The following is a 12,122-nucleotide window of genomic DNA, read 5'->3' as shown; positions in this document are numbered from 1 at the left end:
GGACGGAGCATCTCGGGCACGCGCACGGAACCGTCCGCGAGCTGGTGGTTCTCCAGGATCGCCATTCCCGTCCTGACCCGGCCCCGGGGCCAGCGCCCACAGGGGCCGCGCGCTCGCGCCCCGGCGGCATTTGGCCTCGTACGACTCCATGCCGAGCTCCAGGCGGGTCAGCCCGTGCTCGTGGCAGTAGCGCAGCGGTTCGTAGACCGCGAGTTGGGCGTACTCCGCCGCTCCCGGCAGTCGGTCGTAGTCGAACCCGACCACGCGAACGGCCAGTTGGCGTCCATGGCGGTAGGCGAGGCAGAAGCCGACCGGGAGTCCGTCGCCGGGCGCGAGGGCGAGGAAGACCACCGAGTCGTCCTCAAGGCGGTCGGCCTGCCTGCGCAGCAGCGAGGTCATCTGCTCCGGGCCGTGCGCGTGCCCGTACCGCTGCTGGACGTTGGCGAGGAGCGGGCCGAGCACGTCGGTGTGCGGGGCCAGTGTGGTGCGGACGACCCGCAGCCCGCTCTCCTCGAACGCCCGCAGTTCACGACGGGCGTTGGTGCGGCGCTGCTTGGTCGCCAGCCCCGCCACATGGGCGTCCAGACCGCCCTCGGTCACCTCGATCGCGCAGTCGGCGCCGAGCAGATGGGTGCCCACCACCGGTGCGGTGCCGGACGCGGCGAGTGCCGTGCGGACGGTCGTGGCGTCCCGGGTGGTGAGGTAGGGCCACCACCACCGCCCGCCCGCCTCGGGCCGCCAGGCCGCCGCCGCGTCGAGGAGCGCCCCCAGCGCCTCGCCCGATTCCCGGGCGCCGGCCGACGGGTCCAGCGCGGGGCCGGACAGATAGCCGCGCCGGCCGCCGAGGAGGAGGGCGCCCGGGGCGGTCGCCGGGAGCACGGACGGCAGCACCTCGGCCGGGACGTACCGCTCGTTGTTCTCCCTCGGTGACCAGTGGGCGGTGAGCGCGGCGACCGGGCCCCGGGGCGTACGCGCCACCAGGTAGCGGGCCTCGGCGATCTTGTCGGTGTCGCTGAACTCCAGCCAGGGGGCGCCCGTGTAGAACGAACCGGCGGCGGCGAGCCGGTCCCAGTCGTCGAGCAGCGAGGGCGCGTCGGCACCGAGCACCGTGAGGCCGGCCGGATTCATGGTGATCGTCATCCTGTCGTGGAGGGGACGGGAGAGTCCGGGGCGGCGGGCCGCCGCTCCAGCAGGGGTACGGTGACGCCCGCCAGCACGGCGAGCCCGGCGAAGAACGCGGCGAGCAGCAGCCAGCCCGGCCCGCCGAGGGCCAGCACCACACCGGTGATCAGCAGGGGGCCGACCATGTCCTGCACGGAGGTGCCGAGACTGAAGACCGCGAGGTAGACGTTCTTCCGCTCCTCGGGGGCGTAGGCGTAACTGAGTTCCCAGCCGCCCGCCGCCTGCCACAGCTCCCCGCCGGTCAGCAGCGCGCACGCCAGCAGCACCGCCATCACCGCCAGGACGGGCGGCGCGTCGACCGGTACGGCGAGCAGGGCGGCGCACCCCGCGAGCGCGAGACCGGCCCGGCGCAGCGCGCCGGCACCCGCGCGGGCCCCGGACACGTCGCGGGCGAAGGGGACTTGGAGCAGCACGGCCAGCGCGGTGTTGACGAGGATGAGGGCCGGTACGAGCGCGTCGGGGGCGCCGTCGTGTTCGGTGACCCAGAGCGGCAGCCCGATGGCGAGCAGCGTCATGTGCAGCGTCAGACCGGAGTTGACGGCCGTCAGGCAGAGGTAGCGCCAGTCGCCGAAGGCGCGGACGGCCGCCAGCGGATTGCGGAAGGCGGCGGCCTTGACCGGGCGGGGGGTGCGCAGACCGACGAGCAGCAGGGCGGAGACGACGAACGCGGCCGCGTTGCCGATCAGGATGGACCGGCTGAGCCAGTGGCCGTCGGCGAGCAGCAGCGGGGTGGCGGCGAGCGCGCCCAGCGAGAAGCCGATGTTGCGCACGGTCCGCACCACCGCCATGGTGCGGGTCCGGTCGCTCTCCTCGGTGACGCTGCCGATGAGCGCCTGGGTGACGGGCCCGGTGGCGTTCTGCGCCGCCGCCTGGCACGAGGCGACCACGGTGAAGGCCAGCGGCCCCTGGACGAAGGCGAGGACCACGAAGCACAGGGCCCGCCAGAGCAGCGCGCCGATGAGGGTGGGCTGCGCGCCGAGGCGGTCGGCGAGGGCGCCGATCGGCACGGTGGCGGCGAGCCCGGCGAACGCGGCGATGCCGAGCCCCGCGCCCAGCTCCACCTTGGTGAGACCGGCCTCGCGCACGAAGAACACGGTCGACCCGGCCAGGAAGAGCCCCGTACCGAAGGCGCTGATCAGGGTGGAGAGGGCGAAGACCCGCCCGGCCCGGGTGCCGGGGAGGTAGTCCCGCAGGGTGATGCGGCGGCGGGCAGTCGCTTCGGAAGTCTCGGGCGTCTCGGGGGTGGCCACCGGTCACTCGCCCCCGTGCGGCCGGGGCCCGGCCGTGAGGGTGACCAGCGCGGCGGCCTTCTCGGCGGTACGGGCCGCCTCGGCGGGTCCGGTGCCGGTCGCGATGGCGTACCCGGCGCGCTGCCACGAGTTGGTGACCGCGCCGACGGCCGCGCCGGGCGCGACGGCGACCACGAGCTCCTCCACTCCGGGCAGGGCGCCCGCCCGGTCGGCGCCGGTGACGGCGGTGACCACGGCGTCCTCGCAGGGCGCGGCCGGCAGCGGCAGGAAGGCGACGGCGGCACCCCGCAGCGCGGGCCGCGCGGGCACCGGGCCCCCGCCCGCCATGAGCGAGAAGAGGTCGCGGAGGATGCCGTCGCCGCCGTAGGCGAGGTCGATCAGGGTGTGGATGCGGTCGCCCGGCAGCCGCCCGGCGCACTCGATGAGGTGCGGGCGCCCCCGGGTGAGGACCCACTCCGCGTGCAGGATGCCCGTGCCGAACCGCAGGGCGGCCACCAGCTGGTCCATCGCGGTCCGCAGCGCCCCGTCGCTCCCGGTCTCCGGAGCGGGCACGGTGTGGCCGAGCTCGACCGGGTACCGGCCCGGCAGCACCTTCTTGGCGGTGATGTTGAGGAAACCGGTCCTGCCCTCGTGGACCCCGATCGCTCGGGGTGCGGGCCCTGCGGCATGTGGAACGGGAAGGGCGGAGCCGTTATTCGGCCGCCTTCTTCTTCTCCTCGGCATCCGCGATCAGCGCCTCGGCCAGCTGCTGCATGGACAGCCGCCGGTCCATCGAGGTCTTCTGGATCCAGCGGAACGCGGCCGGCTCGGAGAGGCCGTAGTCGGTCTGCAGGATGCTCTTCGCGCGGTCGACCAGCTTGCGGGTCTCCAGCCGCTGGGCCAGATCCGCGACCTCGTTCTCCAGCGCGCGCAGCTCGGCGAAACGGGAGACCGCCATCTCGATCGCGGGCACCACGTCGCTCTTGCTGAAGGGCTTCACGAGGTACGCCATCGCGCCGGCGTCACGGGCCCGCTCCACGAGGTCGCGCTGCGAGAACGCGGTGAGCATGAGGACCGGGGCGATGGACTCCTCGGAGATCTTCTCCGCGGCGGAGATGCCGTCGAGCACCGGCATCTTGACGTCCAGGATGACCAGGTCGGGCCGGTGCTCCCGGGCCAGCTCGATGGCCTGCTGGCCGTCTCCGGCCTCACCGACGACCGCGTACCCCTCTTCCTCCAGCATCTCCTTGAGATCCAGACGGATGAGCGCTTCGTCCTCGGCGATGACGACGCGGGTCGTCAGCGGCGGAACGTGCGACTTGTCGTCGTCGACGGCGTCTGCGGGCTCGGGCGACTCGGGCGTGGTCACGGGGGCTCCTCGGTAAGGACAGGGGTACTGCTCCCAAGAGCCTACCTAGCTGCGGTATGGTGGATCATCAGCGGGTCGACATTAACCTTCGATTCTGCGAGCCCCGGTAGTCCAATTGGTTAGAGACAATGGATTCAAAACCCATACAGTGTCGGTTCGAGTCCGACTCGGGGTACTTTTCCTTCGTTTCGAAGGCGCGCGCACATTCGCTGAACTTCACTTGATCTGAGTATGAATCAGCGCTCCCGCGCCCGTTCCGTGATCTTCCGGCAAAACTCGTCCCCATGTACGCCGCGGCAGTCCGCGAGCAGGCCCTGACGCTGGTGGCACAGGGCCACAGCCTCAGTTCCGTGAGCAGGCTCACCGGCGTCTCACGCTCCGCCATCCGCTCCTGGCGGACCCGCCTCGAACCGCTCGAACCCTCTCGTGCGGAGCCCTGCCCCCGGTGCGCCCCCGCACCCGCCGCGGTCGAGCCCTCCGCCACGTACGCCTATCTGCTCGGCCTCTACCTCGGGGACGGCTGCCTCAGCGCGGCACGGCGCGGGGTGTACGCCCTGCGCATCGCGTGCGCCGACGCCTGGCCGGGGCTCATCGACGCCTGCGCCGAGGCCGTACGGCAAGTCCGCCCAGCGAACAAGGTCATGCGGGTACGGGCCGCCGGATGCCAGTACGTCACCTCGTACAGCAAGCACTGGCCCTGCCTCTTCCCCCAGCACGGCCCCGGCAAGAAGCACGAGCGCCGTATCGTCCTCGAACCCTGGCAGCGGGAGATCGTCGCCGCGCACCCCTGGGAGTTCGTGCGCGGGCTCGTCCACTCCGACGGCTGTCGCGCCACGAACTGGACGACCCGGACCGTCGGCGGGGTACGGAAGCGGTACGAGTATCCGAGGTACTGGTTCACCAACGTCTCGGACGACATCCGGCGGCTCTACACGGACACGCTGGACGTGCTCGGAGTGGAGTGGAAGCACTGCACGCGGTCGGGGCGGCGGTACAACGTCTCCGTCGCCCGACGGGCGTCCGTCGCGCTCATGGACGCACACGTCGGGCCGAAACACTGAGACCGAAAGCGGACTACTTCGGGCTGTCGTCCTCGCCGACGTGGTGCACCCGGACCAGGTTGGTGGAGCCCGCGACGCCGGGCGGGGAACCGGCCGTGATGACGATGACGTCGCCCTTCTCGCAGCGGCCGATCCGCAGGAGTTCCTCGTCGACCTGGGCGACCATCGCGTCGGTGGACTCGACGTGCGGGCCGAGGAAGGTCTCCACGCCCCAGGTCAGGTTGAGCTGGGCACGGGTGGCGGCGTCGGGAGTGAAGGCCAGGAGCGGGATGGGCGAGCGGTAGCGGGAGAGCCGCTTGGCGGTGTCGCCGCTCTGGGTGAACGCCACGAGGAACTTCGCGCCGAGGAAGTCGCCCATCTCGGCCGCGGCGCGGGCGACGGCACCACCCTGGGTACGGGGCTTGCTGCGGTCGGTGAGCGGCGGGAGGCCGGCCGCGAGGAGGTCCTCCTCGGCGGCTTCGACGATGCGGGACATGGTGCGCACGGTCTCGACGGGGTGCTTTCCGACACTGGTCTCGCCGGAGAGCATCACCGCGTCGGTGCCGTCGATGATCGCGTTGGCGACGTCGGAGGCCTCTGCCCGGGTGGGACGGGAGTTGTCGATCATCGAGTCGAGCATCTGGGTGGCGACGATGACGGGCTTGGCGTTGCGCTTGGCCAGTTTGACGGCACGCTTCTGGACGATCGGCACCTGTTCCAGGGGCATTTCGACGCCGAGGTCGCCGCGGGCGACCATGATGCCGTCGAAGGCGGCGACGATGTCGTCGATGTTCTCGACGGCCTGGGGCTTCTCGACCTTGGCGATGACAGGGAGGCGGCGGCCTTCCTCGGTCATGACGCGGTGGACGTCGACGATGTCCTTTCCGCTGCGCACGAAGGAGAGGGCGATGACGTCGGCGCCGATGCGCAGGGCCCAGCGGAGGTCGTCGATGTCCTTCTCGGAGAGGGCGGGGACGGAGACGGCGACGCCGGGGAGGTTGAGCCCCTTGTGGTCGGAGACCACTCCCCCTTCGAGGACGGTGGTCCGTACCCGGGGGCCGTCCACCGAGGCGACCTGGAGCGCGACACGGCCGTCGTCGACGAGGATGCGCTCGCCGGGAGTGACGTCGGCGGCGAGGCCGTCGTAGGTGGTGCCGCAGATGTTCTTGTCGCCGTCGGCGAGGGGCTCGACGGTGATGGTGAAGGTGTCTCCGCGTTCAAGGAGTACGGGGCCTTCACGGAAACGCCCGAGGCGGATCTTCGGGCCTTGGAGGTCGGCGAGGATGCCGACGCTGCGGCCGGTCTCCTCGGAAGCTTTGCGGACGTGGTGGTACCGCTGTTCGTGCTCTGCGTAACTTCCGTGGCTGAGATTGAAGCGGGCGACGTCCATTCCGGCTTCGACCAGGGCTTTGATCTGGTCGTACGAGTCGGTCGCGGGGCCCAGGGTGCAGACGATTTTCGCTCGGCGCATGTTTCGAGACTAGACCTTACCTACGGGTAGGCAATTGGCTCCGTATGACCGTCCAACATCCTTTCGGTTAAGGGATGTTGACAGGTGTTGAATTGCGCGGGAGGCCGCTCCGATGAGCGACTCCGGAGCGGCCGACAGGGCTTCCGAAGAACTCACGGCGCCTTTCGGCAGCTGAAAAATCGACCGGATGTTCCGTCAGGGACAGCCGTTCGTGCGCAGACGGTCACCAGATCGAAATGTGAACAGGGTGTTCTGCATGCGCCGACTGCGTCAGAATCTACGCGCGTCATGAACGTGGAGCGAGCCGGCCCGGCGCCGGACTCACACGTCGTCCGATTGAACGAGGAGTAACGAGAGATGCCGTTGAACCGCAGGACGTTTCTGGGCCGTTCGGCAGCCGCGGGTGCGGGTGTCGCACTGGCCGGCGGAGTTGTCGCGGGAGAGGCCCAAGCCGCCGCGCCGTCGAGCCGTGGGCGCGGACACGGACACGGGGAGAGCCACGAGAAGCGGTACTCGTTCACCGTCATGGGGACGACGGACATGCACGGCAACGTCTTCAACTGGGACTACTTCACGGACAAGGAATACGACGACGCCGCGCACAACGATGTCGGCCTGGCGAAGATCTCGACACTGGTGGACCAGATCCGCGAGGAGCGGGGGCGTGGCAACACGCTGCTGATCGACGCCGGTGACACGATCCAGGGCACCCAGCTTTCGTACTACTACGCGAAGATCGACCCGATCACCGCGAAGCGCGGTCCGGTGCACCCGATGGCGCAGGCGATGAACGCGATCGGTTACGACGCGGCCGCGCTCGGAAATCACGAGTTCAACTACGGCATTCCCGTGCTGCGCAAGTTCGAGGAGCAGTTGGACTTCCCGCTGCTCGGTGCGAACGCGCTGGACGCGAAGACGCTGAAGCCGGCGTTCGCCCCGTACGTGATCAAGCGTGTGCGCACGCCGCACGGCAAGGACGTCCGGGTGGCGATCCTGGGTCTGACGAACCCGGGGATCGCGATCTGGGACAAGGCGAACGTGAGCGGGAAGATGGTGTTCCCGGGCCTGGAGGAGCAGGCGGCCCACTGGGTGCCGAAGCTGCGTTCGATGGGTGCGGACGTCGTGATCGTGTCGGCGCACTCGGGTACGTCGGGCACGTCCAGTTACGGTGACCAGATCCCGTACGTGGAGAACGCGGCCGGTCTGGTGGCGGAGCAGGTGCCGGGGATCGACGCGATCCTGGTGGGTCACGCGCACTCGGAGATCCCCGAGTACTTCGTGACGAACAAGGAGACGGGCAAGCAGGTCGTTCTCTCGGAGCCGGCGAAGTGGGGTCAGCGTCTGACGCTGTTCGACTTCGACCTGGTGTGGGCGAAGGGCCGCTGGACGGTCGAGAAGGTCGCCGCCCAGGTGCTGAACTCCAACACGGTGGCCGAGGACAAGAAGATCACACGGCTCCTGAAGGACGAGCACACGAAGGTGGTGGCCTATGTGAACCAGGTCATCGGCACCTCGGTCTCGGCGATGACCACGGCGAGCGCGCCGTGGAAGGACGAGCCGATCATCGACCTGATCAACCACGTCCAGGCGGAGACGGTGAAGGCGGCGCTGGCGGGCGGGGAGTTCGCGTCGCTGCCGGTGCTGTCGCAGGCGTCCTGCTTCTCGCGTACGGCCTCGATCCCGGCGGGCAACGTCACGATCAAGGACGCGGCGGGTCTGTACCCGTTCGAGAACACGCTGGAGGCCCGGGTCGTCACGGGTGCTCAGGTGAAGGACTACCTGGAGTTCTCGGCGCGGTACTACGTGCAGACGGCGGCGGGTGGAGCGGTGGACACCGCGAAGCTGACGAACGCGAACAACACGCCGGACTACAACTACGACGCACTGTCGGGCGTGACGTACGACATCGACATCGCGAAGCCCGCGGGCTCTCGGATCGTCGAGCTCTCGTTCGAAGGCGCGGCGATCGACCCGGCGGCGAAGTTCGTGCTGGCGGTGAACAACTACCGGGCGAGCGGCGGCGGCAACTTCCCGCACGTTCCGGGTGCGCAGCAGGTGTGGGCGAACTCGGACGAGATCCGGAACACGATCATCGCGTGGGTGACGGCGAAGGGTGAGGTCGATCCGGCGGAGTTCGCGACGGTCGGCTGGCGTCTGACGCGGGACGGCGTGCCGGTCTTCTAGGGCCTTTCGTACGTGTCTGCTGCCGGGCCGGGTCGGCGGGCCGCGCGAACCTCGGGGGCTCGCCGGGGCCGTAGCGCGGCTGCGGGCCGGTGCCCCAGCCGCCGCCCGGTTCACGCTGCTCGGGGTGGCCGCCTCGCACCTGCGGAACGCCCTGGAACGGGGTGTCCGGAGCCGCGTCGGGCTGCCGCTGTCCGTCACGCCCGGAGGGCGCCGGTTCCGGCGCCCGCCTGCGGCGCCCAATACCGGAGCCCGCCTCCGATGCACCGACCGGGGCCGGTGCGGCCTCGCCCGCCGGGCCGTTGGCCTCGGCGCCCCTTCGGCTGTGTCGTCCCACGCCCCGGATCAGCTCCCGCCGTCGTCTTCCACCAATTCCCGGACCGCCTGGGCGACCGTCTCCGGGTACTCCATCATTGCCACGTGCCCGGCCTCGGGCAGCGACAAAAGGCGCGAGTCGCGGAACGCCTCGGACGCCCTGCGCGCCATCCGGTACGAGACCAGCTTGTCCCGTCCGCCGTACACCAGGAGCGTCGGCGCGAGCACCCGCTCGGCCTGGCGCCAGAGTCCTTGCTGTCCGCCCAGCGTGTACGCGTCGACGATTCCACGGGCGGAGCGCGCCATGGCGTCCCAGAAGTACGGCAGTTCCAGCCGCCGTTCCATCTCGGCCACCGCCTGGCGGAAGCCCTCCTCGGTGATCCGCGTGGGATCGCCGTAACAGAGTGCCATGACCCCGCGGGTGCGCTGCTCGGCGGTCATGCCCCGGCTGAGCCGGGAGAAGAGCGCGGCGACCCCGGGGAGCGCCAGCAGCCCGGTCGGCACGGCCGGCCGCTGGACACGGATCTCGGGCAGCGCGGGCGAGACCAGGGTCAGGGTGCGCACCAGGTCGGGGCGGACGGCCGCGACCCGGGTGGAGACCGCGCCGCCCAGCGAGTTGCCGACGAGGTGGACCGGACCGCGCCGCTGCGCGTCGAGCAGCCGGATCACCGCCCGGGCGTGTGCGGTGACCGAGTAGGCGCCGTCGTCCGGTGGCGGGGAGTCGCCGAAACCCGGCAGGTCGACCGCCTCCCCGTCGACCACGTCCTCCAGCAGCGGCATCAGGGCCGACCAGTTCTGCGAGGAACCGCCCAGCCCGTGGACGTACAGCGCGGGCGGGAGCCCGGCGCGCACGCCGGGCCGGGAACGGACGGTCAGGCTGAGCCCGGCCAGGGGAACGGTGCGCAGACTCTCCCCGGACCCGACGCGTACGGCACTGACCGTGGGGGCGACCGCCGCGGCGGCGGCCTGGACACCCGGCAGCTCGGTCGAAGACATGCGGCAATGTTACGAGACGATCACGCGCCGATTCATGTGTTCGCGGTCACAGGCCGCATCGCGGGGCAGGAGTCCAGCTCATAGGCTTCGGATGAGGGACGGAAGGGAGTCGTCATGACGGTCGACCCGAGGGACCCGGAGACGTTTCTGGACGAGCAGCCGGATCCGGCGGGCCTGGAGACCCCCGCCGCGGACGCAGCGGAGCAGCGGACGGAGGTCCGGCAGGAGAAGGACGAGCCGCTGACGGAGGCCGGCACCGAGGAGGCCGACGAGGCCGACGTCGCGGAACAGACCAAGGTGGTCGCCGAACACGAGGACGACTACCGCTGAGCGGCCGGCGTGTCATCGGCCGTGACCGCGTGCCCGGCCCCCCGGTCCGGGCACGCGGTCGCGGCTGATGACGCGGCGACGCGTGCGCAGCGCGCGGAAGCACGCGGAAGCTCGGCAAATGACCAAAAGCCGCTCCGCACGGGGCGATTACCGATGAAACACACAGTTCAGGGCCGTTTCGTCCCGGCCCGGTCTCGGATGCGGCACCGGTCCGTGGCTACCGGAGTTGTCCGGTCCGTGAAATTCTGCGTCCGCGCCGCGCGCACCCGGGTTACCCAAAAGTACGATGGCCATGCGGCGCGGCAAGCACTGGACACCGTGTCGGATCACACATTTGGGAGGCGGCGTGAGCGCCATCGAGCAGACAGAGGCAGCGCGCCCGCGGGGCACTCGCCTGCCCCGCCGCGCCCGACGCAATCAGCTTCTGGGCGCCGCCCAGGAGGTCTTCGTCGCGCAGGGGTACCACGCCGCCGCGATGGACGACATCGCCGAGCGGGCGGGCGTCAGCAAGCCGGTGCTCTACCAGCACTTTCCCGGGAAGCTGGAGCTGTACCTCGCCCTCCTGGACCAGCACTGCGAGTCGCTGCTCCAGGCGGTGCGCACCGCCCTCGCGTCGACGACCGAGAACAAGCAGCGCGTCGAGGCCACCATGGACGCCTACTTCGCGTACGTGGAGGACGAAGGCGGCGCCTTCCGTCTGGTCTTCGAGTCGGACCTGACCAACGAGCCCGCCGTGCGCGAGCGGGTGGACCGGGTGTCCCTCCAGTGCGCCGAGGCGATCTCGGACGTCATCGCGGGCGACACGGGCCAGTCCAAAGACGAATCGATGCTGCTGGCCGTCGGTCTGGGCGGTGTCGCCCAGGTGGTGGCCCGTTACTGGCTCTCCAGCCCCTCCGGCATCCCGCGCGACACCGCGGTGCAGCTGCTCACCTCGCTCGCCTGGCGCGGAATCGCGGGGTTCCCGCTGCACGGGACCGAATAGCGGCACCGGGCGTGTTCGCTCCCGGCGTGTTCGCTCCCGGCGTGGCCGGTTGGGCCGTGGGCGCTCGGCCCACCGGGCTAATGTGGCTGCGTACGGCGCGGCTACCGCGCAGGGACTGACCGTCGGAGGGACATAGCCGTGGAGGTCAAGATCGGGGTGCAGCACACGCCCCGCGAGATCGTTCTGGAGAGCGGGCTTTCCGCCGAGGACGTCGAGAGCGCGGTCGCCGAGGCGCTCGGCGGCAAGGCGCGGCTGCTCAGCCTCACGGACGAGAAGGGCCGCAAGGTCCTGGTGCCGGCCGACCGGATCGCGTACGTCGAGATCGGCGAGCCGACGGCCCGGCGTGTCGGGTTCGGCGCACTGTAGGCGACACCGAGCCCAGCACGACGAAACGGCCCGGCGGGATGTCCCGCCGGGCCGTTTCGTACGTCCGGGGACATGTCCGCCGGGCCCCGTCCGGGAGCGCGTCGAACTCCGCGGAGCCCCGGGGCCGTTCGTACGCCGCCCCAGCTCACCCCCGGCGGAACAGGACGCTCCGCCGAAAGGTTTCCCCCACCCCCGGAAGGGTTGCGTGACGTAGGTCACGGGTAGGACGGCGTAGGCAGCGCCCTACGGATCAAGGACGGCCACGGCGCGGCGTGCCGCTCCGGTCGCCGCGAACCGTCCACGATCCACCGGGCCCTGTCCGGCGAGGGCCCACCGGCCCTCCCCCGTCGCTCCGCGCGGACGGGGACGTACCGACGAACCCCGCGAGGTGATGCTCCGTGATCTTGGAATCCTTCGGCTCCGTCGTGGTCGGGCTCGCCCTGGCCTGGGCTGCCCTCCACGTCCTGCCCGGCCGGCTGCCGTCGGCCCGCGCGGTCTACCCCACCGGTGCCCTGGGGGCCCTGTTCGGGGCTTATCTGACGGACGGTGTGCTGTACTCCGGGCACGCCACGGCCACGATCGCCGGCGCGCTGGTCGTCGGCTCGGTGACGCTGTCGCTGCTGCTCCGGCCGCGCGGCCGGAGCCGGATCACCGGCTCACG

12 protein-coding genes and 1 tRNA gene are annotated in these 12,122 nt (G+C 70.9%); 7 read left to right on the top strand and 6 right to left on the bottom strand.

The window, feature by feature from the left end; translation table 11 throughout:
• The 4 genes from ACWD3D_RS24785 to ACWD3D_RS24770 all read right to left on the bottom strand — a co-directional run.
• The coding region (locus ACWD3D_RS24785) for a GNAT family N-acetyltransferase (protein ID WP_451463001.1) at positions 1-1,140 on the bottom strand (1,140 nt) is incomplete at its 3' end.
• Positions 1,137-2,432: an MFS transporter gene (locus ACWD3D_RS24780; protein WP_451463000.1), complete on the bottom strand. Its 1,296-nt coding sequence runs from the start codon at positions 2,430-2,432 to the stop codon at positions 1,137-1,139. The genes ACWD3D_RS24780 and ACWD3D_RS24785, both read right to left, overlap by 4 nt.
• Before the next feature lie 3 nt (positions 2,433-2,435).
• Positions 2,436-3,023, bottom strand: a complete 588-nt coding sequence (locus tag ACWD3D_RS24775; RefSeq protein ID WP_451462999.1) for a hypothetical protein — start codon at positions 3,021-3,023, stop codon at positions 2,436-2,438.
• 100 nt (positions 3,024-3,123) lie between these two features.
• Positions 3,124-3,780 carry an ANTAR domain-containing response regulator gene (locus ACWD3D_RS24770; RefSeq protein WP_275494733.1) on the bottom strand — a complete coding sequence of 219 codons (657 nt, stop codon included), beginning with the start codon at positions 3,778-3,780 and terminating at the stop codon, positions 3,124-3,126.
• Between the two features lie 100 nt (positions 3,781-3,880).
• Between ACWD3D_RS24770 and ACWD3D_RS24765 the strand changes: the two genes are divergently transcribed.
• Positions 3,881-3,955, top strand: a tRNA-Leu gene (locus ACWD3D_RS24765).
• A 109-nt stretch (positions 3,956-4,064) separates the two neighbouring features.
• Positions 4,065-4,841, top strand: coding sequence for a helix-turn-helix domain-containing protein (locus tag ACWD3D_RS24760; RefSeq protein ID WP_451462998.1), 777 nt, complete (start codon positions 4,065-4,067; stop codon positions 4,839-4,841).
• 13 nt (positions 4,842-4,854) lie between these two features.
• Here ACWD3D_RS24760 and pyk read toward each other — a convergent pair whose 3' ends face one another.
• Positions 4,855-6,291 (bottom strand): pyruvate kinase, encoded by a 1,437-nt coding sequence (gene pyk, locus ACWD3D_RS24755; protein ID WP_451462997.1) that lies wholly within the window; start codon positions 6,289-6,291, stop codon positions 4,855-4,857.
• A 357-nt stretch (positions 6,292-6,648) separates the two neighbouring features.
• On the opposite strand from pyk, the gene ACWD3D_RS24750 reads away from it, so the two are divergent.
• Positions 6,649-8,475, top strand: a complete 1,827-nt coding sequence (locus tag ACWD3D_RS24750) for a bifunctional metallophosphatase/5'-nucleotidase (protein WP_451462996.1) — start codon at positions 6,649-6,651, stop codon at positions 8,473-8,475.
• Between the two features lie 342 nt (positions 8,476-8,817).
• On the opposite strand, the gene ACWD3D_RS24745 is transcribed toward ACWD3D_RS24750, so the two are convergent.
• A complete protein-coding gene (locus tag ACWD3D_RS24745; RefSeq protein ID WP_451462995.1) occupies positions 8,818-9,783 on the bottom strand; it encodes an alpha/beta fold hydrolase in 966 nt (321 codons plus the stop codon).
• A gap of 114 nt (positions 9,784-9,897) precedes the next feature.
• On the opposite strand from ACWD3D_RS24745, the gene ACWD3D_RS24740 reads away from it, so the two are divergent.
• The 4 genes from ACWD3D_RS24740 to ACWD3D_RS24725 all read left to right on the top strand — a co-directional run.
• Positions 9,898-10,113, top strand: a complete 216-nt coding sequence (locus ACWD3D_RS24740) for a hypothetical protein (protein ID WP_451462994.1) — start codon at positions 9,898-9,900, stop codon at positions 10,111-10,113.
• 346 nt (positions 10,114-10,459) lie between these two features.
• Positions 10,460-11,095: a TetR/AcrR family transcriptional regulator gene (locus tag ACWD3D_RS24735; RefSeq protein WP_266708815.1), complete on the top strand. Its 636-nt coding sequence runs from the start codon at positions 10,460-10,462 to the stop codon at positions 11,093-11,095.
• A 138-nt stretch (positions 11,096-11,233) separates the two neighbouring features.
• Positions 11,234-11,461 carry a DUF3107 domain-containing protein gene (locus ACWD3D_RS24730; protein WP_266708813.1) on the top strand — a complete coding sequence of 76 codons (228 nt, stop codon included), beginning with the start codon at positions 11,234-11,236 and terminating at the stop codon, positions 11,459-11,461.
• 398 nt (positions 11,462-11,859) lie between these two features.
• On the top strand, positions 11,860-12,122 hold a 263-nt coding region (locus tag ACWD3D_RS24725; protein ID WP_451462993.1), incomplete at its 3' end, for a hypothetical protein.

The organism is Streptomyces sp. NPDC002690 (assembly GCF_053592415.1).
The sequence above is the reverse complement of the archived record's forward strand: the minus strand, read 5'-3'. Positions and strand labels throughout refer to the sequence as shown.

Excerpts from the sequence above, each read along its gene's own strand:
- ACWD3D_RS24740 (WP_451462994.1), top strand. The coding sequence starts at position 9,898 with ATGACGGTCGACCCGAGGGACCCGGAGACGTTTCTGGACGAGCAGCCG.
- pyk (WP_451462997.1), bottom strand. The coding sequence starts at position 6,291 with ATGCGCCGAGCGAAAATCGTCTGCACCCTGGGCCCCGCGACCGACTCG.
- ACWD3D_RS24760 (WP_451462998.1), top strand. The coding sequence starts at position 4,065 with ATGTACGCCGCGGCAGTCCGCGAGCAGGCCCTGACGCTGGTGGCACAG.
- ACWD3D_RS24750 (WP_451462996.1), top strand. The coding sequence starts at position 6,649 with ATGCCGTTGAACCGCAGGACGTTTCTGGGCCGTTCGGCAGCCGCGGGT.
- ACWD3D_RS24745 (WP_451462995.1), bottom strand. The coding sequence starts at position 9,783 with ATGTCTTCGACCGAGCTGCCGGGTGTCCAGGCCGCCGCCGCGGCGGTC.